The following is a 24,163-nucleotide window of genomic DNA, read 5'->3' as shown; positions in this document are numbered from 1 at the left end:
TGGAAGGTGACCAATGGATGAGAGATGTGGTACAGTGAAATCAGATGATAACTTAGGAGAGATCAACATGTCTTTTTTTGGAAAAATAGATTTTAATGACTTGTCTGAAACGGATCGTGCAATCTATCATTATATGTCAAGTCAAAGTGATAAGATTCCTTATATGCGGGTGAGAGAAATTGCCAAAGAATCACATACTTCTGCGTCTTCTGTCATGCGCTTTATTAGGAAGCTGGGTTTTGATAGCTTTACTGCGTTTCGCTCACATGCCAAGATACCTCAACTGGAAAACTCAGATATACTCAGTGGTAGTAGCTTGTTGAGTGCCGATCATTTTCCAAGTGATATTGAAAGTAAATTAAGACGCGTTGCTGAGAAAATGATTGATTGCGAAAATATCATATTTTATGGAATAGGTGCCTCAGCAGCGATTTGCGAATATGCTGCGCGTAGATTTTCAACTTTGGGATGTAATAGTTTTGCTTTGGTGGATCATACCTATCCTATTTTTGCCAAACTCAAAAATACATCTGATAATATGGTTTTTGCATTATCTATTACAGGAGGAACATCCGAAATCATTGAATTGTTCAATGGATTTAGAAACAATCCAGATTTTACAACTGTTGTTGTGACAAGTGATGCTGCTAGTACATTAGGGAGAATGAGTGATTTTGTACTAGATTATTCTGTGGATGTGAAAAGAATCAATAAGCATGAGGACTTGACCAGTCAAATCCCGTGTGTTTTCTTGATTGAAGCTTTATCCGAGGCAGTTCGTCAACTCATAACATTAGATAAATCCTAACTTCATTATTGCCCTTGGTACTAGGTGTACCAAGGTGCTTTTTTTTTCTATTTTGCCTGTCGTGTACCACTTTTTCAAAAAAGACACTGTGCAAGGCAAACTTTTTGTATACTCAAGAAAAAATACAGATAGGATGAAAGATCATGAATCGATTTCCAGAAGATTTTTTATGGGGTGGAGCAGTAGCTGCACATCAAGTTGAAGGTGGTTGGAATGCTGACGGCAAAGGAGTCAGTATCGCTGATGTAATGACTGCGGGAGGAAACGGGATTGCCCGGGAAATTACAGATGGTGTTTTAGATGATAAGTATTACCCAAATCATGAAGCCATTGATTTTTATCATCTTTATAAGGAAGATATTCAGTTATTTAAAGAATTGGGTCTGAAAGTGCTGCGTACATCAATCAACTGGACAAGAATCTTTCCCAATGGTGATGACAAAGAACCAAATGAAAAAGGATTACAATTCTACGATGACTTATTTGATGAATTACTTGCAAATGGGATTGAGCCTGTTATCACCCTCTCACATTTTGAAATTCCTTTTCATTTATATAAAGCATATGGTGGATTTAAAAGTAAAGAATTAATTGACTTTTTTGTTCGTTATGCACAAACCGTCATGACTAGGTACAAAAACAAAATCAAGTATTGGATGACATTTAACGAAATCAATAATCAGGCTGATGGGCAACACGATTTGCATACATGGACCAACTCTGCTATTTTATTTGACCGACATGAATCCCAAGCCAAAAAGGAAGAAATAATTTATCAGGCAGCAATCAATGAATTGATTGCAAGTGCAAAAGTGGTCGAATTAGGGCATGAAATCAACCCAGAATTCCAAATTGGCTGTATGATGGCCTATGTTCCAGTGTATCCATTCTCAAGTATGCCAGAAGACCAGATGGCTGCTTTAAAAGTGATGAATAGACGTTTCTTCTATAGTGATGTTCATGTAAGAGGAGAAATTCCCAATTATATAGTAAAGGAATGGAGTCAAAAGGGCTATCACATCGATATTTCGCAAGAAGAGAAAAAAGTCCTAAAAGAGGGTACGGTTGATTATATCGGTTTTAGTTACTATATGTCCGGTGCTGTTACGACTCTTGATGAGGAAGGTGGACCAATCGAAGATTTTCCACATGCGAAATGGTTGAGCAATCCTCATGTTAAAGCAAGTGATTGGGGTTGGCAAATCGATCCTGTGGGTTTGAGATATATGTTAAACATACTTGATCAGCGGTATCAATTGCCTTTGTTTATTGTTGAGAATGGTTTTGGTGCGTACGATGCAGTCGAAAATAATCAAATTCATGATCAGTATCGTATTGACTACCTCCGTGCACATATAGCAGAAATGAAAAAAGCTGTTTTAGAAGATGGTGTGAATCTGATAGGTTATACGCCATGGGGAATCATAGATATTGTTAGTTTTGGATCTGGTGAAATGGAAAAACGTTATGGAATGATCTATGTGGATAAAAATAATGACGGACAAGGTACATTGAAGCGAGTAAAAAAAGACTCATTTCATTGGTATCAAGGTGTGATTCGATCGAATGGCGATAATATCTGACGATTTGGTACAAGGGGTTTCATTAAGGTACAACCGCCATTAAATTGGTACATCAACCAACCTTGATGAAACCCATTGAATATGAAAACGTTTTTATTTATAGTTCACTTATAAGTTGATTAAAAATAAAAACGTTTTTATTTGGTGGTGCAAATGAGTACACGAACAACGATTCGAGATGTAGCAAAGGAAGCAAATGTTTCAATCGCGACAGTTTCAAAAGCTTTAAATGGTGTGGATGTTGTGAAAGCATCGACTAAGGCAAAGGTGCTAGCAGCTGCGAAGCATCTTCATTATGTGCCCAATCTCATGGGGAAAGAATTAAAAACAAATCAAACGAAACGAATTGGGTTTTATACCACTAGTATCACTGGACCTTACTTTAGTGTCCTGATTGAGTCTATTGCAAGAGAAGCTGAAAAGCATGGTTATGCGTTAAATGTGTTTATCTCGATGGATAAAGAGGTTGTTTTGACGAGTATCCTTGGTGGTGCTGTGGACGGATTTATTGGATTTGAAGATATGTTAGATCACGAAGACTTAGAAACGATTAGGAATGAAGCAATCAATGCAGTTTTTATTGATCGAAATATCCAAGATCATACATTTGGCAGCGTGGTATTTGATTCTAAAGAAAGTGCTGAGTATGCAACTTCTTATCTCATTGCAAAGGGACATCGTGAGATTGTATTCGTGAAAGGATTTGATGGTGTATATGATAGCGATGAGCGACTCAAAGGATATCAGCAAGCCCTAAAAAAAGCCCAAATACCTTTTAAATCAAATTATTTATTAGAAGGCAGATTTGAGGAACATTTTGCGTATCAATCAACAAAAAAATTTTTAGATAAACAGAAAGATTTTCCATCAGCATTTTTAGCAGGGAATGACCTTAGTGCAATTGGGGTAACCAAAGCGATAGAACAAGCAGGCTACCATGTACCCAATGATTTTAGTGTTGTTGGATTTGACGGAATCGAGCTATTGAAGTATTTTCGACCATCCTTGACAACTATCGATAATCCAATCAAAGAGCAAGGTGAGCTTGCAACCCAACACTTACTTAGTTTAATCAAAGGAGAGGTTCTAGGAAAAGCTTTTGTATTAAAAGGAAGGTTGATTGAAGCAGAATCGGTAAAGCAATTTAATAGAAATGAGTGAGAAAATGTATTTAGGGATAGATATAGGTGGCACAACAATCAAATATGGATTTATTGATGAAAAAGGACAAATACAGCATAAGCAGCGTATCAACACGATTGATGACAAACATCGATTTTTAAACAATTTAAAAACAATTATTGCAGATAGTCTCAGACAAGAAAACATTAAAGGTATCGGCATCAGCGCACCTGGTATCATCGATCGAGATGGCAGAATGGTCACAGCGGGTGCAATCAAATCAATTTATGGAGTGCATTTAAAACAAGAATTACAAAAGATAACGGATGTGCCAATTGCGATCGAAAATGATGCAAATGCAGCTGCCATAGCTGAACAATGGATCGGCCATGCGAAAGGGATTCCCAATTATCTTTGCATGGTATTAGGGACAGGTATAGGCGGCGGTATTATTTATCAAAACGAACTAATCAAAGGTGCACATGGCATGGCAGGAGAATTCGGATGGATGGTTATTAAGGAAATTGATGAAAGCGATGACATAGAGGCGATGTCTTTAAATCAACGCGCGGCAGTAATTGGGGGGCTATGTCAGAGATATAATCAGAGGATGTTGGCGAAGGATCCAGCACATGAACCAATATGGGATGCAAAAGAAATTTTTGCCAAAGAAAAGGATGAAGAAGTAGCGCATGAAATCATTGAGCATTTTTATGAAGATCTATCTATCGGCATATTGAACTTAATTAGTTGTTTTGATCCTGAATTAGTATTGATTGGCGGTGGGATAAGTGCAAACAAAGAATTTTTTGACCGTTTAGAATCAACGATTTCAAAAGTCGCAACAAGACATCATAGTATCCATTACTTGATGGGTAAAACTATCGCACCAATCAAAGCAGCTAAACTAATGAATGATGCTGGCATGGTCGGTGCTGTATACCAAGTGAAGAAAATGATTGAGGATGGAGTAAAAATAATCTGAAAGTGAGGGGAACAGGTGGAAACTTCAGCACAAAGTACCAAACGTTCGAAAAAAATAAAAAAGTGGTTTGTCGATTTCTTTGATCAATGGGAATTGCAAAGTATGGTTTGGCCAGGGATTATCTTTATGATCATTTTTAATTTTATTCCTATCTATGGATTAGTCATTGCTTTTAAAAGATATACGGTCATCGATACGCTAGAAACAGCACCTTGGGTAGGATTTGAAAATTTTCAAATTATATTAAATGATAAATTCTTTTGGGGGGCAGTAGTCAATACACTCGGTATCAGTTTTTTAAAACTATTGATTGGTTTTGTTTTACCGATTATCTTAGCTATTTTGATTTTTGAGCTGAGACAAGGCATATTTAAAAAATTGGTTCAGACAATCTCCTATATGCCTTATTTCCTCTCTTGGATCGTACTAGGCGGGATGTTGATCAATTGGTTATCAACAAATGGATTACTCAATACGATACTGAGTGGACTTGGATTTTCTATAAAGCATGAGAATTATCTTTTGTCCGCGAATAAGTATTGGTGGATCGCAGTATTATCTGATATATGGAAAAATACAGGATGGGGAACTATTTTGTATTTAGCTACTTTATCTAAAATTGATCCTTCTTACTATGAAGCGGCAAAAATCGATGGGGCAACTAGGTTTCAACAAATCATGAAAATTACACTACCCATGTTAAAAGGAATCATCAGTTTAAATTTGATTCTAACTATTAGTGGGTTATTAGGATCTAACTTAGATCAAACGATGGTTTTGATGAATAATCAAAATCAGGCAAAGGCAGAAGTCATCAATTCATATGTTTTTAGAATGGGGATTGCTCAGGGTGATTTTTCTTATGCAACTGCGGTTGGATTAGGTGTGTCGATTGTATCGGTGATCTTGTTGGTCTGTTCAAATCAAATGACAAAACGACTAAATGACAATACATCTGTATTGTAGAAGGGAGAAATGAATGGAGAAAAAAGTCATGAAAAAAGATGTGGATAGTCGTTTGTTCGATATTTTCAATATTTTGATCTTGACCATTTTTACCTTGATGATTGTTATACCTTTGTGGAATGTTGTTGTGTCATCATTCGCATCGGGGCGTGTACTTGCAAAGGGTGATTTTGTATTTTGGCCATCTGAATTGTCTTTAGAGAATTATCGGGCGGTTTTTAGGGATGGAAGTATGTTGCAAGCCTTCTTTATTTCAGTATCTAAAACAATCGTTGGCGTTCTCACACATGTATTTTTCTGCGCAATGATGGCATATGCGATGAGTAAAGCAAATTTAAAAGGAAGAAAGTTATATTCAGCCATGGGCATCACAACCATGTTTTTTTCAGGGGGGATGATTCCAACCTATCTATTGTTTAGACAAATAGGGTTGTTAAATAGTTTTTGGGTGTACATTATTCCAGCACTATTAAGTTATTATGATGTCATCATCTTGATGAATTTCTTTAGAAACGTACCAGATTCATTAGAAGAATCAGCAATGATCGATGGTGCGGGACATTGGCGTATTTTTTTACAAATATTCTTACCCCTTTCTAAACCAGCACTTGCGACAATTGCTTTATTTAATGGTGTAAACCAATGGAATGACTTCATGACCGCGAGAATCTTTATTACTGATAAAGCCTTATATCCATTGCAAATGAAACTGTATGAAATCATCGTCCAATCGCAGACACAAGGTATGCAAAACATTGGGACCGCTGTGGCAGAAAGTACAACAAAAGGTGTTCAACTGGCGACGATCGTCGTCACAACGATTCCAATATTGATCATTTATCCATTACTCCAAAAACATTTCATTGCAGGAATGATGGTCGGAGCTGTTAAAGAATAGAAAAGGAGACATAAAAATGAAAAACATGAGAAATTTGCTAATATTGACTAGTTCGGTAATACTGCTAAGTGCATGCGGTGGTGGAGAGGACAGTGTAAGTCAAGAGTCAACAGAAGTTGATATCAGCGAACGTTACACGTTGGATGAAGAGACGCCCGCATGGCAATTGGATAACAAAGAAGAAGTCACTGAATTGACTTGGTATGTCAATGCCGATTGGTGGAATGATGAATGGGGCAATGATGTCGTTACACAAAAAATGGAAGAAGACTTGAATGTCAAGATCAAGTTTATCAAAGGCGATGATACCAATTTAAATACCATGTTTTCAAGTAATGACATGGCAGATATCGTGACAATTTTCGATTCAAATTCACAAGTTGCACAAAAGGCGGATAGTTGGGCATATTCTTTAGATGAACTATCGGAAAAATATGATCCTTATTGGCATACAGTGGCGGCTGAAGATACATTAAATTGGTTTCAATTAGATGATGGGAAGACATATGGATATCCCAATTATTCTAATACAGCCGAAGATTATGATAGCGGTTTAATACCTGCAAATACAAATTTTTTGATCCGAAAAGATGTATATGAAGCAATTGGTGAAAATAATTTTGAAACAGCAGATGATTTTATAGAAGGAATGAAATCGATCAATGAAAAATACCCAGAGCTTGTGCCTTTTGGTTTCAATGCCTTAGGTGATGGTGCTGGTTCCTTGGGGGATGTTTTCCAAGATTATTTGGGTGTTGATTTAGAAACAGCAGATGGTAATTTTTATAACCGTAATTTGGACAATGAATATTTGAACTGGCTAAAGGTGTTGCGTCAAATTCATGAAGATGGAAACTTGTCTGATGATAGTTTTTCAGATGACGGGACAGCTTTTGAAGAAAAAGTGAAGTCAGGACAATACGCGACGATCATGGCTAGTGGTGCGGCACAAATGAGTGGATTTTTACAAAGCTGGTTAACTGAAAATCCTAATGGAGAGTACATTGCGATCAATGGTCCACAAAGCAGTGAAGGGAAGGAACCTAAATTAAACCAAAGCGGTATCACAGGTTGGATGATCAACTATATTAGCAAAAGTGCCAAAGATCCAGCCAAAGCAATGCAAATATTTACCTATTTACAAAGTGAGTACGGTGGGATTTTGACCACGTTTGGTGTGGAAGGCGAAACTTTCCAATACGATAGTGACGGAAAAATTGAATTGCTGCCAGAAGTACAAGAGATGAAAGACAATGATTCAGAACGATTTAAAAAAGAGTATCGGCTGAGTGAATTTATTTTCTTTGGACATGATAAATATCAATCAATGGCTAGTGAAAGTACGCAAACCCCTGCTTTGATCCAACCTAGGGAGTGGGGAGAAGGAAAGTTATACCCTCATTTTATTTTGGAAAATATCGATCCTAGTTCAGGGACGCAAGAAGCGCGAAATCTCTCCGCGATCAATACCAATTGGTATACGACGCTAGTTAGTTTGATTCGTTCTTCTTCAGAAGAAGAATTTGATCAGATTCTTTCTTCATACGAAACGTTTTTAGACGAAAATGGTTGGTCTGATATCGAAACAATTAGAAATGAAAAAATAGCCGAAAACAAGGACAAACTAGGGTTAGATTAAAAAAAGGTGGTAGTCAGTAATGAAACAATTATTTAATATCCATGGCCAAGTATATGGTTTTCTGAATAGCATGTATCAATTCATGCTATTGAACATTTTGATTGTTCTCATGAGCTTGCCGATGATCACGCTGCCAGGTGCACTGATTACTGGCTACCAACTTTTAAAAGAAAAAGATAGTCAGGAAGTGCATATGAAAAGATTTTTCGTCTTATTCAAAAAAAATCTGCTTCTTTCCTTTAAACTAACGATTGTATTCTTGCTCGTATTTTTTCTGCTATTTCTTTTGTTGGCATTCACTAGAGGAACTATTTTTCAATTTTTGATTTTACTTTTTATTGCATTTTTCATTGTATTTTTTTCAAACGCATGCATATTGAGTGAAAATCAAATAACTATTAGACCATTATTGAGGTTGTCTTTAGGGATAACGTTGAAATTTGCTGGTTTTTATAGTATTGGTTTAGGTATATTGATCAGTAGTTTGTTTATTCCAATCTTTTTACCCAAATTAGGGCTGTTGTGGGCACTATTTGGTTTAAGTATACCTATGTTTTTGCAAGTATGTATCCATCAACAAATGATGAAGCGTATAACTATCAAATCAATACCACAGGGGTGATATTTTGGTGTTTGAATTTTATGTGACAACGGATGAAAAAAATCTGTTCCAACGTGAACGTTCACCATACAGCGGTGAAGCAAATGAGTATCAGGTCAATGTGAACAGTAAAAAAACGTATCAGATCATCGATGGTTGGGGCACTTCATTTACGGATTCATCTGCCTACTTGATTGATCAGTGTTTATCTGAAAAACATCAGAATGAAATAATGGAAGCTGTATTTGATGTTGAAAGAGGAATCGGACTTTCAATTTTACGGAATCCAATGGGGGCTTCTGACTATGCACGGTATATTTACAGCTATGATGATATAGAAACAGATGAAACAGATGAAAAGCTGATCCATTTCTCGATTGCTCATGATGAGGAAAGTATTATTCCATTGACCAAGCATGCAATGGCGTTAAATCCTGATTTAAAATTATTTGCTTCTCCATGGAGTGCACCTGGATGGATGAAAGATTCCAGACAAATGATAGGTGGGAAATTACTACCGAAATATTATGACACATATGCCCTCTACTTCAAAAAGGTTATCGAAAGTTACCACCAGCATAATATAGATATATATGCAATCACCCCACAAAATGAACCTTTGTTTTTACCTCCCCATTACCCAGGAATGGAAATGCTGGCTGACGAACAGGTAACTTTTGTTGCGGAACACTTAAAACCTTTATTTGAGAAAAGCGGCATCGAGACAAAAATATTTGGCTATGACCATAACTGGGATCGTGTGGACTATCCATTGGAATTATTAGATAAAGCAGAAGCAGCTTTTGATGGGATAGCTTGGCATTGGTACGGAGGAAACGTGATCAATCAGTCCAGAGTTGCTTTATTTTATCCAGATAAAGAAATCCACTTTACTGAGGGGTCTGGCGGGGAATGGATACCTGCTTTTGAACCAGCTTTCAGCAATCTGATGAGAACGGGTATTGAAATTTTCAGGAATGGTGCAAAATCCATGACGCTTTGGAATTTAGCACTTGATGAAAACAATGGGCCTACTGTTCCCGGCTTTGGAAAAAGTACTTGTCGAGGTCTTGTGACAGTCAATCAGCGAACACAAGAATATTCATTTACACTTGATTATTTTGGTTTGGCGCATTTCAGTAAATTTGTCCGACCGGGAGCTGTTCGTATTGCTAGTTCGAGTGATCAAAATATACGGAGTGTTGCATTTCAAAACACAGATCAATCTATCGTTGTCATTCTCTTTAACGATCGTGAAAATGACGCACAGGTAAGCGTTGTGATTGATTCTTCCACTCTGGAAACGATAAATCTACCAGCAAAATCAGCTATGACAATTATTGATACATTGAAGAATGAGGAGTAACTGAAATATGTTAGAGTTGGATACCTATTTTCAGAAGAATCAATATGCGCTAAAAGACAAAATAGTTTTTGCTGGTTCATCCTTGATGGAGGCATTCCCTTTAGAAGAACTATTTTTAGAGAAGAAAATTATTGTCTATAACAGGGGGATCAGTGGGGCTACATCTCAGGCGTACTTAGAAGTATTTGATCAATTGATACTTCCGTTGCGGCCTAAAAAAATACTGATTAATATTGGTTCAAATGACTTAGCCTATGAAAATGGTAAAGTCAGTCAGTTAATAGATAATTATCGAATAATTTTTGAAAAAGTGAAGGAATCACTGCCTGGGTGTGATGTGACTTTTATTAAATTCTATCGGGTAAACCCTAATGTAATGAAGGAAACAGCACTTGTAAGAAAGGAGGAATGGTTATATCGGGCAGCTAAATATCGTACAAATACACGTTTGATTCAAGCAAGTGATTTAATTAGTCAAATTGCAGCTTTGTATGACTATGATACAATCGATGTGAATGAGCAGCTTACAGATGCCCATAATCAACTTGATGCGTCTCTTACTAATGATGGTATTCATTTAACAAGAGATGCATATCTACGGATCTTTCCTATGATTTATCAAAAGGTCGTAGCCCAATGATGAAAAAACTGCATTTAATGAAGCAAAGCATGGTCGCTTTTACCTTGCTTTGCTTTTTTTGATGAAACAAATTCCAAATCATGCAACATATTGATTTGGAAGCGTTTGCCCTATCATTAATTAGAAGGATTTCCTATAATGAACCTACAAATACAAAACGAAGGAGTTTCATCAATGAAAGAAAAAGTGATGGATGCAATGCAGAAGTTTTCCAAGGCAATGTTTGTACCGGTATTGATTTTACCGATTGCGGGAATTTTGATCGCGGTTGGGAATGTGTTTACAAATGTCCGGCTGATTGAACGATTTCCCTTTTTAGATAATCCAATCACCATCGGTTTCGGTAGTATCTTATCAGCGGCACTTTTACCAATTTTAACCAATTTAGGCATTATTTTTTGTGTAGGAATTGCCCTGGGATTGGCGAAAAAGAAAAAAGCCGAGGCTGCTTTTACTGCTTTATTGGGTTACTTTGTCTTCTTGAATGCGATGAACAAATTTATGGCATTACGGGAGATGTTGGTACCTGTGGATGCCTTACAAGGATCAGGACAGGCGCTTGTGCTTGGTATTCAAGTGTTGGATATGGGCGTTTTCTTAGGGATTATTTTGGGTGTCGTTACGGCTTTGATTCATAATCGTTTTATTGATACGACGTTTTCAAATGCTTTCCAAGTATACGGTGGTGCCAGATTTGTCTTTATTGTTTTGATTCCAGTCGTCGTTGCCCTGTCGATCGTATCCACCTTTATTTGGCCAGTGGTGCAGACCGGTATCGATAGCCTTGGGAGTGTTATCCAACAAACGGGAAACTTTGGTATCTTCTTGTATGGTACATTGGAACGTTTGCTGATTCCGACTGGATTGCATCATTTGATTTACACACCATTTCTTTATACATCACTTGGTGGGGTGGCTGATGTTGGTGGTCAAATATTTGAAGGCGCACGAAATATTTATTTTGCAGAGATAGCTGATCCAGCAGTGACGGTTTTATCACAAAGTGTCATCTGGGATGCAAGAGGGATCTCAAAAATGTTTGGGTTGGTCGGCGCTTGTTTGGCTATGTATCATACGGCTAAGCCTGAAAACAAATTCAAAGTGAAAGCTATTTTGATTCCAGCGGTGATTACTTCATTCATTGCCGGTGTAACTGAACCAATCGAATTTTCATTCATGTTCGTGGCACCGATGTTGTTCGTGATTCATTCGGCTTTAAGCGGCTTGAGTATGGTTGCTTTGAATCTATTTGGTTCAAGAGCGATCGGACCAAACGGTTTTATCGATTTTCTTTTGTATAATATTCCGTTGGGGATCGAGAAAACTCGTTGGCCAATCTATATCCTTGTCGGGGTTGCGTTCTTCTTCATCTATTATTTCTTGTTCCGTTTTTTGATCACAAAAATGAATTTAAAAACAGTTGGACGAGAAGATGAAGGCAATGAAACGAAGTTGTATTCTAAAAAAGAATACAAAGAGCAGCAACTGGCTGGCAGTGGGGGTATCGTTGCCGCGCCAACAACGACCCATGATGCGATCTCATCGTTGATCACGGAAGGACTTGGCGGGGATAGCAATATCAAAACGATCGATAACTGTTATACCCGGTTGCGTTTAAAGTTGAAAGATCCTGATTTGGTAGATGAAGTCCTACTGAAAGAGCAAACAAGTGCCAAAGGGGTCATCAAAAATGGGGAAAATGTGCATGTGGTATATGGCTTAACGGTGCCAAAAGTGCGAGAAAACTTAGAAGCTTATTTGGGCAGAGAAGGAGAGAATGAATAATGAAAAAATTTTCAGTAGTGATTGCAGGGGGCGGCAGTACATTTACGCCCGGAATCGTCATGATGTTATTAGACAATCAAGACCGATTTCCCCTAAGAAAACTTACCTTATATGATAATGATGAAGTACGACAAGGAAATCTAGGGCAAGCTTTAGAAATCTTATTAAAGGAGCAAGCCCCTCAAATCGAATTTAGTTTTACAACTAATCCAGAAACAGCATTTACCGATGTTGATTTCTGTATGGCGCATATCCGTGTTGGTAAATATGAAATGCGGGAAAAAGATGAGAAGGTGCCGTTAAAACATGGTGTATTCGGTCAAGAAACTTGCGGACCTGGTGGCATCGCTTATGGGATGCGCAGTATCACCGGCATGCTTGAAATCATTGATCATATGGAGAAATACGCACCCGATTGCTGGATGTTGAATTACTCGAATCCAGCAGCAATCGTGGCCGAAGCCTGCCGAGTACTCCGACCAAAATCAAAAGTATTGAACATTTGTGATATGCCGGTAGGTACGTTACGACGGATGTCGCAGATCATTGACAAACAACCGGAGGATTTAGAGGTACGATACTTTGGCCTTAATCATTTTGGTTGGTGGACAAGTGTGAAGGATAAAGAGGGTCATGAGTATATTCAAGATATCCGTAAATATGTCGCCAAAAACGGCTATTTGACACAAGTTGAAGTGGATACGCAACATACAGATCCAAGTTGGCAAGAAACCCATAAAAAAGCCAAAGACCTCTTGGCATTGACACCAGAGTTTTTGCCAAATACCTATCTTCAGTATTATCTGTACCCTGATGAGATGTATGATCATATGAAGGATCATCCTGATTTTACGCGTGCCAATGAGGTAATGGAAGGAAGGGAAAAGCGGGTCTTTGCCCATGCCAAGAAAATCGTTGAAAATGGATCGGCAAAAGGAATTGCCTTTGAGATCGATGCCCATGCAAGTTTCATCGTTGATTTAGCCAGAGCAATCGCATTTAACACCCACGAACGGATGATCATGATCGTTGAGAATAATGGCGCAATCGCCAATTTCCCAGATGATGCGATGGTGGAAGTACCTTGTATCATAGGCACAGACGGGCCAGAAGCTTTGGCACAAGGCAAAATACCAACTTTCCAGCAAACACTGATGTATCAACAAGTAATGGTTGAAAAATTGGTTGTGGAAGCATATGTGGAAAAAAGCTATCAGAAGATGTGGCAAGCGTTAACCCTTTCCAAAACCATTCCTAGCGCAAAAGTTGCCAAAGAATTATTGGAAGATCTGGTAGCCGAGAATGGCAATTACTGGCCAGATTTACATTAAAATGTTTCACATTTGAGAAACATTTTCTGGTAAAGGTTGAAGAAGGTTCCTGCGGGAATCTTCTTTTTGTCCATAGCAGATGTAAACCTGCAACTTTACTTAACCGAGAATGGGTGCTATTTGTGTCCTAAATTTGTGATAGAATAAAAGATAGTTGTTATACAGTAAAGGAATGAGATGAGATGTTTTTAGGAATTGATATCGGCACCACAGCGATCAAATTTGGTGTGATCAGCGAGCGAAAAATCTGCTACAGTCAATCGATCCAAATAACCACTACTATTGACGGTTCCAAACAAATCCAGTCGGCAAACGAAATCAGCAAATCATTAATTACTGGTATACAGTCTTTGCCCAAGTCGTTCAAAAAATCCATACAGACAATGGCGTTTAGTACCGCGATGCACAGTTTACTGCCTGAGAGGAATGGACAAGGGGATGACATTTACATTTGGTCAGACAACCAGGCAAGCGAAACGATAGAAGCCTTTCGACATACAGCGTTGGCAAGTACCTTTTATCAGGAAACGGGTACACCGATCCACGCCATGTCACCCTTTGCAAAGTTGCTTTATATGAAGGAAAATGACTTGATTTCATCATTTGATCATTTTTATGGGCTCAAGGAGTTAACAATGCGCTTGTTTACGGGAAAAGCAAGGATCGATCGCAGTACAGCTTCTGCTACAGGATTATATGCTTTGAAGGAGAAGTCCTGGAGCGGTAGCGTGCTAAGTTATCTCTCGTTGACTTCAGATCAGTTCGCATCCTTGTGTGAACCAACCGATTGTTTTCCTATATTGCCAGAATTAGCTGATCAACTAGGGATATCACAACACGTGCAGGTCATGTGTGGGGCAAGTGATGGCTGTTTGGCGGCATATGCAGGCTACATATCCACGGGTATCCCCAATAGTTTGACGATCGGCACAAGTGCCGCAATAAGAAAGGTGACCTCTAGTGCGATTTTTGATCTGGAAAAGCAAAATTTTTGTTATTACTTACAAGATGGCACGTATGTCATCGGGGCGCCGTCAAATAATGGTGGATCGGTTTTAGCATGGACCAAAGAAACACTTGCTGAAAAGGGGACAGATTTTTATCGATCGTTGCCAAAAATTTTGGCTGAGTCGCCGATCGGCAGTCAAGGATTGCGCTTTTTTCCTTACTTGAATGGAGAACGCGCGCCTTTTTGGACAAATCAAATCACAGCTGGCTTTCATCACTTAACGATCAAACATCAGCGAGAGGATATGATCCGCGCCACGATCGAAGGCATGTTAATGAATCTGCGTTTGTTAAAGGATTTGGTTCAAGTGGAGGGGCGCTTAACAGTAAGTGGTGGTTTCTTCCAAACCAAATTACTTGGCCAAATGACAGCCGATATTTTAGATATTTCTTGTTGTATTTCAGAAGAAAATGAGCCGATTTTTGGCTTATATGATCTTTATCATCAAACAAAGATACGGAAAGATCCAGTTGGTGAGGCGATAGAACCTAATGAACATGCCCGTAACCAGTATCATCGAATGGCAGAATCATACTTTCTGACATAATCAAAAAAACCACACGCTCATTGATCGTGTGGTTTTTTTTCGGTTGTGGTGATCACAGTGACGATGTATTCCATAAGTAAGAGTAACTTACCAAAAAAACTGCTATATTCAATATTTTGTGTATCATAGGGGCGTTCATCAGTCACTTCAAAAGAATAGGTTGCCAACTGATTGGCGCTATGGTCTCCATTACCGCAAAATAAAACTGTAGGGATTTGATGATTTTGGGCCAGCGTCATTTTTTCGATGACTTTTTGGGTTTCGCCTGACTTTGAGATCGTGATCAGCATACTGATGTTGTCGATATTGTTGCTGATGATGCCACCAGAATCTGAGGCGCTGACTAACAATGTTTTTATCCCATTGACCAGCATTTTTTTATGTAAATACTCAGCGATGATCCCAGAGAAACCTGTTGCATAAATCGTGATAAATTTATCAGTATTTTCAGCATAGATTCTTTTGATCGATGCAATGGTCTCATCAATACTTGCTGTATCGATTTGATAATCGATTGTCGCTTCTGTGATCTGTTGTTTTTTTAGTTGGTTTTTTAGAAAGAAAAAAAACTCGGTGTATCCAGAAAAGCCTAGTTTTTGAGCTAGGCGAACGATCGTTGCAGGGGATGTATAGATATTTTTGGCAATTTCTCGCAAGGGTAATCCATCGATTTCTTCCGTCTGGTTGATGAGATAGTTTATGATCTGAATTTCGTTTTCAGATAGTGTTTTTCCTTTGGTCAACACATGAAGATCCATTATCTAGCACTCCTTTACACTTCTTCTCCATCATACATGGTTCATCAAGAAAATGTAAATCATAATCTGAAAAGAAAAATAAAAGATGATTGTGAATTTCTTAAAAAGATATTATAATTTCTTATATAGAAAAAAAGAGGTGGATAGCATGACACAAAAACCATATGGAACAGTTTTATTGAAAGCAGCATCGATCATGGATCATTTAGCAGAAAATCCCAACCAATCGTTGCAGATGATTGCTGAAGCGACAAAGATGACACCCTCAACTACCTTAAAAATTTTAGACACGCTTGTAATGATAGGGTATGTGCAGCGAAATAAAGAAAAGAATTATCGTCTGGGGTCTAAGCTGATCAAATATGCCAATCAAAGTATTCAAGAGTTAGATTTAGTTGAATTGAGTTTGCCGCATTTAGAAGCTTTGCAAACAAGGGTAGATGAAACGATCCACTTAGGGGTCTTAGCGGCAAATGAGATTTTATACGTCAATAAGTTAGAACCGCAACACCAAACGATTCGCATGTCCTCTAAAGTAGGCATTACCAGGCCATTGTATTCATCTGCAATGGGCAAAGCCGTGTTGTCGATGCTTGCAGAAGAAGCCGTTGATGCATACTTGGCTGAGACACCACTGATCGCCTACACGGAAAATACGATTACCAATCCATTCAAACTAAAAAAAGAACTTGACCGATCAAAGGAAGATCAAGTGGCTTTTGATGATGAAGAGATGGAACAAGAAATCTATTGTATCGGAACAACATTGATGCAAGATCATGCAATCGTTGGGGCGTTTTCTGTGAGTTTGCCTAAATATCGTTTAACATCAGCTTATAAGCAGACCTTGATCGATGCGATTCGAGAAACCAAAGAGGCAATTGAAAAATCGCTATAAAAGTGTGGAAAGCCCTTGCAAAATCATCAGAGAGCGGTATAATAAATCTGTAAGTTTCTTTATAATAAAATTGCATTTCCAAATAAGAAATTTAGGAGGACTTAGATGAAAAAAGTAGCACGTTTGATGAAATTGCAAACGAGCGGTGTGATTGCCGTCGTGAGGGGCGCTTCTAAAGAAGAAGCATTGAAAGCTAGTCAAGCAATTATTGAAGGTGGGATTACTGGGATCGAATTAACTTTCACAGTGCCAGAAGCCGCTTCAGTGATTGCTGAACTAAAAGAACGATATCAAAACGATGATGATGTTGTCATAGGTGCAGGAACAGTACTGGATGCTGTCACGGCGAGGTTAGCAATTATGGCTGGTGCAGAATATGTGGTCAGTCCAACATTTGATCAAGAGACAGCCGAGATGTGCAACTTGTATCAAGTGCCGTATCTTCCTGGATGTATGACGATATCTGAAATGAAGGAAGCATTGAAGGCCGGAGCCGATATTATTAAACTGTTCCCAGGTAGTGCCTACGGTCCAAGTATTATTTCTGCATTTAAAGCACCATTGCCACAATTGAATATCATGCCGACCGGTGGCGTCAGTCTTGAAAATATGGCTGAATGGTTTGATGCAGGTGTCGTTGCAGTGGGTGTTGGCGGTAATCTGCTTGCGCCAGCTGTCAAGGGCGATTTTGCTGCAGTGACCGAAGTAGCTAAGCAGTATGCTGCGAAACTAAAAGAGATTCGAGGCGCATAAAGATGGGAAAGATGCTTACATTAGGTGAAATCATGTTGCGGTTATCGACCACGGTTGGTGAACGTGTAGCATCCAGCAATCAATTTTTTGCCCATTATGGCGGTGGTGAAGCGAATGTAGCTATTTCATTGGCCAATTTTGGTCATACAGTTGCTTTTGCCAGTAAGATTCCTGAAAACGCTTTAGGAGATGGCGTCAAACAACATTTACAACGTTATGGTGTCGAGTGCCGTTATTTGCTCAGAGGGGGCAATCGGTTGGGTACCTATTACGTTGAGACGGGTATTGGGGAACGCGCTGCACAAGTCGTTTATGATCGTAAAGGATCTAGTTTTGCTGAGATGACAAAGAGTGAATGGCCGACAGAGATGTTCGAAGGCATCGATATTTTTCATATTTCCGGTATTACACCCGCTCTTTCAAAAAATTGGCAGCAGACGTTGATCGAGTTGGTCCAGGCAGCCAAACAAGCTGGCGCAAAAATCAGTTTGGATATCAACTTTCGCGGCAAACTATGGACCACGGATGAAGCAAAGCAATACTTAAAACAAATATTGCCTTATGTGGATTTTTGTTCCGCAGGAAAATTGGATGCGCAAGTATTTATGGATATCCCAGCACCAGATAAGGAAACAGATGATCGCTATTACTATGATCAGATGAATCAATTGTATCCCAACATAGAACTTTTTTATGGCACCCATCGGAAAGTGATTTCAGCAAGTCACAACATCCTTACAGGAAGACTGTGGCATCAGGGAAATTATGTCGTATCACAATCCCATATCATCGATCCTATCATTGATCGTGTAGGTGGTGGGGACGCTTTTGCAGCCGGTGTGTTGCATGGTATCGCCAATCAAAGCAGCGATCAAGAGCTGATTGCATTTGCGACTGCGGCCTCTGCGCTTAAGCACACTGTCCACGGGGATTGTAATCTTTTTTCAGCAACAGAAATCAATGATTTTATTAAAAACGGATCAGGAAAAATTGTCCGCTAAGGAGGAATACACACATGCAACATATGGAAACACGTTATACCCATAGTCCGCTGGATATCAAACATTATAGTACGGAGGAATTACGTAGAGAATTTCTAGTAGAGAAAATTTTTACACCCGGTCAAATCATGCTGACGTATACCCACAATGACCGTATGATTTTTGGCGGTGTCACACCCACCGACCAAGGATTGGAAATCGAATTAACTAAAGAATTGGGCGTTGATTACTTCTTAGAACGGCGAGAATTAGGTGTGATCAACATTGGTGGACCAGGATCGATCTCAATCGAAGGCAACAAAGAACCAATGAAAAAACAAGACGGCTATTACATTGGCAAAGAAACGAAAAACGTGATTTTTTATTCTGATGATCCAGCCAATCCAGCCAAATTTTATCTTTCAAGCGTCCCAGCACATAAAAAGTATCCAAATGTCAAAATCAGTATCGATCAAGTCAAACCGATGGAAACAGGAGAAGGGTTGACATTGAACGAACGGAAAATTTATCAATATATTCATCCAAATGTTTGTGAAAGTTGTCAATTACAAATGGGTTATACGATTTTAGAACCAGGCAGTGCTTGGAATACAATGCCATGTCATACCCATGAACGACGTATGGAAGCGTATGTGTATTTTGATTTTGCAAATGAAGATACCAAAGTTTTCCATATGATGGGTAAACCGGATGAAACAAAACATTTGGTCGTCGCAGAAGAACAAGCAATCATCTCTCCTAGTTGGTCGATCCACTCAGGTGTTGGAACCAGTAATTACTCCTTCATTTGGGCAATGTGTGGTGAAAATATCACCTATACGGATATGGATATGATCGCGATGGATGAGTTAAAATAAAAGAAAGAAGGTAGAAATATGGATTTTTCAATGGATAATTTTCGTTTAGATGGAAAAATTGCTTTGATCACTGGGGCTGTTTACGGTATCGGATTCACATTAGCACAGTCATTAGCGAAAGCAGGGGCAACAATCGTCTTCAATAATTTGGATCAAGCATCGGTTGATCAAGGGTTAGCAAACTATAAAGAAGCGGGGATCGATGCCCATGGGTATGTCTGCGATGTCACAGATGAAGCAGCAGTACAAGCGATGGTCAAACAGATTGAAGAAGAAGTCGGCGTGATCGATATCTTGATCAATAATGCGGGAATCATCAAACGGATTCCTATGTTAGAAATGTCAGCAGAAGACTTCCGTCAAGTTGTTGATGTTGATTTAAACGCGCCATTTATCGTTTCAAAAGCGGTCTTACCGTCAATGATCAAGAAAGGCCATGGAAAAATCATCAATATTTGTTCTATGATGAGTGAGTTGGGTCGGGAAACAGTTGCTGGGTATGCAGCAGCAAAAGGCGGATTGAAAATGCTTACTAAGAATATTTGTTCAGAGTTCGGCTCAGCAAATATCCAATGTAATGGTATCGGTCCTGGATATATTGCAACACCGCAAACAGCACCATTGCGAGAAATACAACCAGATGGATCACGTCATCCCTTTGATCAATTTATCGTAGCGAAAACACCAGCTGCTCGTTGGGGTGAACCGGTAGACTTAGCTGGTCCAGCAGTTTTCCTAGCATCTGATGCATCAAACTTTGTCAATGGTCATGTCTTGTATGTAGATGGCGGTATCTTGGCATACATTGGAAAACAACCTGAGTAACTGGGATAAACAGCCGTTAAATCAAATCATGTAGATAAAAAGAGATCCGCTCATCAAGAGATGAGCGGATCTTCATTTTTGGTGTCGTGATTTCTAGTTACTTGGTAAGTATATCTTTCGCACAAGGCAAGTCGGTTTGTTTGAGTGCTTGGGCAATGAGTTGTGCAACCACAGTCGCGCCATGTGCGTTAAGATGGGTATTATCTTCGATCCCGTTTGGATAGTTAGGATGAACACCCACTGGCAGATGCAGAAAATGACTTTGTGCTTCTGCTTGTGTGATTCCATTGAAGTAATTCTGTGTGGCAGTAAATATATCTAAGCAAAGAATATCATATTGTTCGGCAAAAGCACGCATTGCTGCTGGATAACCACCAACAGCCTCTAAATCAAGCTGATCTTCATCATAATAAAGTCGGGTGATCGATGTGAATAAGATAGGAATGGCCGCTTTTTCTTTTGCGATTTGAATATATTTGGCTAGATTATGTTGATATTCTTCTAATGTCGTTCCTCGTTCATCGGTGATTTTTTGATCATTATGACCGAATTGAATCAGGAAATAATCCCCTTTAGATAGGGCAGCTTCTGCTTGAGCAAGCAGTCCTTCTTTGATAAAGCTTTTCGTCGAGGCGCCATTTTTTGCAAAATTGATTACTTGATACGTATCGGGGAGAAACCATGACAGTTTTTCTCCCCAACCAGTTTCTGGTCGTGCAATTTCAAATTTGTTTGCGGCAGTTGAATCGCCAGCAATTACGATTTTGGGCATTTGACTTCTCCTAAAATTGAAAGTAGCGTGCAGCGTTGTAGTAGCAGATATTTTCTACCAATGGTTTCAGTTCGCTTAGATCTTCAGGCGCTTCTCCTCGCTCTACGATCTCAGCCAGCCATTCGCATAAAACACGACGGAAATATTCGTGACGTGTATATGAGAGGAAGCTGCGGGAATCAGTCAGCATACCCACAAAGTTAAAGAGCACACTGCCGTCAGCAAACTTGGTCAATTGTTGGCGCATACCAGCCCGTGTGTCATTGTACCACCAGCCAGAACCCAATTGCAGTTTGTTGGCACCAGTCCCTTGGAAACAACCCATCAAAGCCACTAAGGTGTCATAATCGTTGGGATTCAATGAGTACAAAATGATTTGCGGCAATTGATTTGTTTGGTCAGCGCAATCTAACAGTTGTTGCAAATCTTTGGTTATCGGACGATCGTTGATACCATCATATCCTGTATCTGGCCCTAACGTTTGGTACATACGTTGGTTGCAATTACGGTAGGCATGTAAGTGTAACTGCATGGTCCAGCCTACTTGATGATAGTTTTTCATCAATGCCAACAAAATTGCAGTTTGATAGACAGCAATTTCAGTATCACTTAAAGGCTGTTTAGCGAGCGCTTTTTTGAAAACATCTTCGGCTGATATTTCAGATTGATCCATAAAACTTAATGTATCAATGCCGTGGTCAGCCAATCGACAGTGATTTTCTGAGAAATAGTTGATTCGTTGAGACAAAGCGAAAAGCAAGTCTTGGTAAGTGTCGATGGTTTGATTTGATACAGCAGCCAATTGCGTAATATAAGATGTAAAATGTTCATCGCCGATCTTGATCGCTTTATCAGGTCTGAAGGTTGGCAAGACCTTGAAACGCTTTTCTGTCTGACTAAGCTGTTGATGGTAGTACAGATCATCGATTGGATCGTCAGTTGTACAAACGATCTTGACTTGGCTATTGGCAATCAGGGCACGGCGGGTAAAATCTTTTTGTTGCAGTTTTTCATTACATTGTGTCCATAATTGTGCGGCATTGGCTTCATTGACCGGGGTGTCGATGTCAAAAAAACGTTGTAATTCTAAATGGGTCCATGTGTATAATGGGTTTCCTATCAATTTTGGCACGGTCTGACACCAAGCAGTAAACTTGTCGTAATCAGACGCTGAGCCCGTAATTTTTTCTTCGTCGATACCACAAGCCCGCATCAATCGCCATTTGTAATGGTCTCCGGAAAGCCAAGCTTCGGTAATGTTTTCAAAAGGTTGATCTTCGTAAATTTCTTTTGGATCTAAATGACAGTGATAGTCAATGATCGGTAGGTCTTTTGCGTAATCATGGTATAACGTTTGGGCGGTTTTATTCGTCAATAAAAAATCTTCTTTAAACAATGGGTTTTCCTACTTTCATATGATTTTATAAAGTGACACCATTTTTGAAAATGGCGATTTCTCGCACATTATTGGCTTCGTTGCGGGTAGACTTGCCGCTAGCAGTTTCAATGATGGCTTGAATGAAGTCAGCCAGAACGACCTCCATTGATTCTTCTAACAAGCGACCAGCATTGAAATCCATCCAGTGGGGTTTCTTTTGATAAATTTCCTGATTGGTGGCTACTTTCATGGTTGGTACGTAGGCACCAAATGGTGTGCCGCGTCCAGTGGTAAAAAGAACCAGTTGGCAATCAGCGGAAGCCAATGCTGAGGCAGCAACTAAGTCGTTCCCTGGACCTTCCAACAAACTCAATCCGGGCTTACGCAACTTTTCTCCATATTTTAGGACATCTACGACTGCTGAGGTACCGGATTTTTGGGTACATCCGAGGGATTTGTCTTCGAGTGTTGTGATACCGCCAGCTTTGTTCCCTGGAGAGGGATTTTCATATACTGGTTCGCCATACGCCAAGAAATAATCTTTAAAATCATTGATCAAATGCAATATTTTTTTGAAGGTTTCTTCATCTTGTGCACGTGCCATCAAGACCTGTTCAGCACCAAACATTTCCGGTACTTCAGTCAATACGGTACTACCTCCTTGTGCGACGAGAAAGTCTGAAAAGGCGCCTAGTAAAGGATTGGCAGTAATGCCGGAAAAACCGTCGGAACCGCCGCATTTCAGGCCGATTTTCAGTTCGCTTAATGGCACATCTTCTCTGACGTCCTCTTTGGCCGCCTCTAGTAATGCTTCCAGCAGTTCAATACCGACCTTGATTTCGTCTTGACTTTCTTGGGCAACCATAAATTTCACACGTTGCTGATCATAATTGCCAAGTTTTTTCTTGAATTCCGGCACAGTATTGTTTTCGCAACCTAGTCCAAAAACCAGCACGCCGCCAGCATTTGGGTGCTGCACGGCATCAATCAAGATTTGGCGGGTATTTTGATGATCTTGTCCCAACTGTGAACACCCATAGGGATGTTTTAAAATCGTTACATTGTCAAAGGTACCGAGGTCTGGATGCAGCGCTTTGAACTCCTCAACAATGATCTCTGCGATACCATTGATACAGCCAACGGTCGGTACGATCAATAAATCATTGCGAATACCGACTTTGCCATTGGCACGTCGATAGCCCTTAAAGGTCAAATCTGTTTTTGGGTATGCTACAGGATGTAGATTTGGCGCATAGGTATAATCTAATGTACCTGAAAGATTGGTTTTTACATTGTGGGTATGAAGCCAGCTGCCAGTAGCGACATTTGCTAAAACATGGCCGATGGGATAACCGTATTTGATGACATGATCCCCACTTGCCAAGTCTGCAAGAGCAATCTTATGGCCTTGAGGAATATCTTCTTTGATCGACAAGGCTTGTCCTTCAAAGATCAGTTGACTCTCTTTGTTTATCGGCCGCAGCGCAACTGCGACATTGTCTTTCGGATGTAATTTCAACAGCTGCGTTGGTGCTTCGATCAGTGCCTCTTTCATTTTTTTCTTCCTTTCTTCTCTTAAAAATGAACGATGTGATGGGCTAAGGGCAACTGATATATACATCAGCCGCCAAGTCATTTCTT

Annotated in this window: 22 protein-coding genes; 18 read left to right on the top strand and 4 right to left on the bottom strand. The window is 39.4% G+C overall.

Annotation, left to right across the window (positions count from 1 at the left end; translation table 11 throughout):
* The first annotated feature begins 67 nt into the window (after window positions 1-67).
* The 13 genes from IGI41_RS08565 to IGI41_RS08505 all read left to right on the top strand — a co-directional run bounded on the left by IGI41_RS08565 (window position 68) and on the right by IGI41_RS08505 (window position 15,280).
* Window positions 68-808 carry a MurR/RpiR family transcriptional regulator gene (locus IGI41_RS08565; RefSeq protein ID WP_430612790.1) on the top strand — a complete coding sequence of 247 codons (741 nt, stop codon included), beginning with the start codon at window positions 68-70 and terminating at the stop codon, window positions 806-808.
* A 143-nt stretch (window positions 809-951) separates the two neighbouring features.
* A complete protein-coding gene (locus IGI41_RS08560; RefSeq protein ID WP_430609342.1) occupies window positions 952-2,391 on the top strand; it encodes a 6-phospho-beta-glucosidase in 1,440 nt (479 codons plus the stop codon).
* A gap of 153 nt (window positions 2,392-2,544) precedes the next feature.
* On the top strand, window positions 2,545-3,552 hold the full coding sequence (locus IGI41_RS08555; protein WP_430609341.1) for a LacI family DNA-binding transcriptional regulator: 1,008 nt from the start codon (window positions 2,545-2,547) through the stop codon (window positions 3,550-3,552).
* 4 nt (window positions 3,553-3,556) lie between these two features.
* Window positions 3,557-4,498: an ROK family protein gene (locus IGI41_RS08550; RefSeq protein WP_430612788.1), complete on the top strand. Its 942-nt coding sequence runs from the start codon at window positions 3,557-3,559 to the stop codon at window positions 4,496-4,498.
* Window positions 4,499-4,600: 102 nt separating this feature from the next.
* The gene (locus IGI41_RS08545; protein WP_430612786.1) at window positions 4,601-5,464 is read left to right on the top strand and encodes an ABC transporter permease; all 864 of its coding nucleotides are present in this window, start codon (window positions 4,601-4,603) and stop codon (window positions 5,462-5,464) included.
* A 13-nt stretch (window positions 5,465-5,477) separates the two neighbouring features.
* Window positions 5,478-6,362: a carbohydrate ABC transporter permease gene (locus tag IGI41_RS08540; protein ID WP_430609340.1), complete on the top strand. Its 885-nt coding sequence runs from the start codon at window positions 5,478-5,480 to the stop codon at window positions 6,360-6,362.
* Window positions 6,363-6,378: 16 nt separating this feature from the next.
* Complete coding sequence (locus tag IGI41_RS08535) at window positions 6,379-8,001, top strand: sugar ABC transporter substrate-binding protein (protein WP_430609339.1); 1,623 nt, start codon at window positions 6,379-6,381, stop codon at window positions 7,999-8,001.
* Between the two features lie 19 nt (window positions 8,002-8,020).
* On the top strand, window positions 8,021-8,623 hold the full coding sequence (locus IGI41_RS08530) for a hypothetical protein (protein WP_430609338.1): 603 nt from the start codon (window positions 8,021-8,023) through the stop codon (window positions 8,621-8,623).
* Between the two features lie 7 nt (window positions 8,624-8,630).
* On the top strand, window positions 8,631-9,968 hold the full coding sequence (locus tag IGI41_RS08525) for a glycoside hydrolase family 30 protein (protein WP_430609337.1): 1,338 nt from the start codon (window positions 8,631-8,633) through the stop codon (window positions 9,966-9,968).
* A gap of 7 nt (window positions 9,969-9,975) precedes the next feature.
* Window positions 9,976-10,608 (top strand): GDSL-type esterase/lipase family protein, encoded by a 633-nt coding sequence (locus IGI41_RS08520; protein ID WP_430609335.1) that lies wholly within the window; start codon window positions 9,976-9,978, stop codon window positions 10,606-10,608.
* Window positions 10,609-10,782: 174 nt separating this feature from the next.
* Window positions 10,783-12,393 (top strand): PTS transporter subunit EIIC, encoded by a 1,611-nt coding sequence (locus IGI41_RS08515; protein ID WP_430609334.1) that lies wholly within the window; start codon window positions 10,783-10,785, stop codon window positions 12,391-12,393.
* Complete coding sequence (locus IGI41_RS08510; protein WP_430609333.1) at window positions 12,393-13,724, top strand: 6-phospho-alpha-glucosidase; 1,332 nt, start codon at window positions 12,393-12,395, stop codon at window positions 13,722-13,724. The genes IGI41_RS08515 and IGI41_RS08510 overlap by 1 nt, the downstream gene beginning before the upstream one ends.
* Before the next feature lie 182 nt (window positions 13,725-13,906).
* Window positions 13,907-15,280 carry a gluconokinase gene (locus IGI41_RS08505; RefSeq protein ID WP_430609332.1) on the top strand — a complete coding sequence of 458 codons (1,374 nt, stop codon included), beginning with the start codon at window positions 13,907-13,909 and terminating at the stop codon, window positions 15,278-15,280.
* 17 nt (window positions 15,281-15,297) lie between these two features.
* Here the strand turns inward: IGI41_RS08505 and IGI41_RS08500 are convergent, their stop codons facing one another.
* Entirely contained in the window at window positions 15,298-16,038 is a 741-nt protein-coding gene (locus IGI41_RS08500) for a MurR/RpiR family transcriptional regulator (RefSeq protein ID WP_430609331.1), read from the bottom strand.
* A 148-nt stretch (window positions 16,039-16,186) separates the two neighbouring features.
* Between IGI41_RS08500 and IGI41_RS08495 the strand changes: the two genes are divergently transcribed.
* From IGI41_RS08495 to IGI41_RS08475, 5 genes are all read left to right on the top strand, one after another.
* On the top strand, window positions 16,187-16,936 hold the full coding sequence (locus IGI41_RS08495; RefSeq protein ID WP_430609330.1) for an IclR family transcriptional regulator: 750 nt from the start codon (window positions 16,187-16,189) through the stop codon (window positions 16,934-16,936).
* A 105-nt stretch (window positions 16,937-17,041) separates the two neighbouring features.
* Window positions 17,042-17,689 carry a bifunctional 4-hydroxy-2-oxoglutarate aldolase/2-dehydro-3-deoxy-phosphogluconate aldolase gene (locus IGI41_RS08490; protein WP_430609329.1) on the top strand — a complete coding sequence of 216 codons (648 nt, stop codon included), beginning with the start codon at window positions 17,042-17,044 and terminating at the stop codon, window positions 17,687-17,689.
* A 2-nt stretch (window positions 17,690-17,691) separates the two neighbouring features.
* Window positions 17,692-18,690 (top strand): sugar kinase, encoded by a 999-nt coding sequence (locus IGI41_RS08485; protein WP_430609328.1) that lies wholly within the window; start codon window positions 17,692-17,694, stop codon window positions 18,688-18,690.
* A 14-nt stretch (window positions 18,691-18,704) separates the two neighbouring features.
* Complete coding sequence (gene kduI, locus IGI41_RS08480; protein ID WP_430609327.1) at window positions 18,705-19,547, top strand: 5-dehydro-4-deoxy-D-glucuronate isomerase; 843 nt, start codon at window positions 18,705-18,707, stop codon at window positions 19,545-19,547.
* A gap of 18 nt (window positions 19,548-19,565) precedes the next feature.
* On the top strand, window positions 19,566-20,372 hold the full coding sequence (locus IGI41_RS08475) for a gluconate 5-dehydrogenase (RefSeq protein ID WP_430609326.1): 807 nt from the start codon (window positions 19,566-19,568) through the stop codon (window positions 20,370-20,372).
* Window positions 20,373-20,469: 97 nt separating this feature from the next.
* On the opposite strand, the gene IGI41_RS08470 is transcribed toward IGI41_RS08475, so the two are convergent.
* Genes IGI41_RS08470 through IGI41_RS08460 form a run of 3 tightly spaced genes read right to left on the bottom strand, consistent with a single transcriptional unit; the run spans window position 20,470 to window position 24,077 of the window.
* Complete coding sequence (locus IGI41_RS08470; protein WP_430609325.1) at window positions 20,470-21,144, bottom strand: rhamnogalacturonan acetylesterase; 675 nt, start codon at window positions 21,142-21,144, stop codon at window positions 20,470-20,472.
* A gap of 10 nt (window positions 21,145-21,154) precedes the next feature.
* Entirely contained in the window at window positions 21,155-22,540 is a 1,386-nt protein-coding gene (uxaC, locus tag IGI41_RS08465; protein WP_430609324.1) for a glucuronate isomerase, read from the bottom strand.
* 25 nt (window positions 22,541-22,565) lie between these two features.
* Window positions 22,566-24,077 (bottom strand): UxaA family hydrolase, encoded by a 1,512-nt coding sequence (locus IGI41_RS08460; protein ID WP_430609323.1) that lies wholly within the window; start codon window positions 24,075-24,077, stop codon window positions 22,566-22,568.
* Window positions 24,078-24,163 lie beyond the last annotated feature (86 nt).

The sequence above is a fragment of the Enterococcus sp. DIV0876 genome, from assembly GCF_050529585.1.
Lineage (GTDB): Bacteria > Bacillota > Bacilli > Lactobacillales > Enterococcaceae > Enterococcus_D.
Note: the sequence above shows the minus strand (reverse complement) of the source record. Positions and strands in the feature narration are given on the sequence as shown.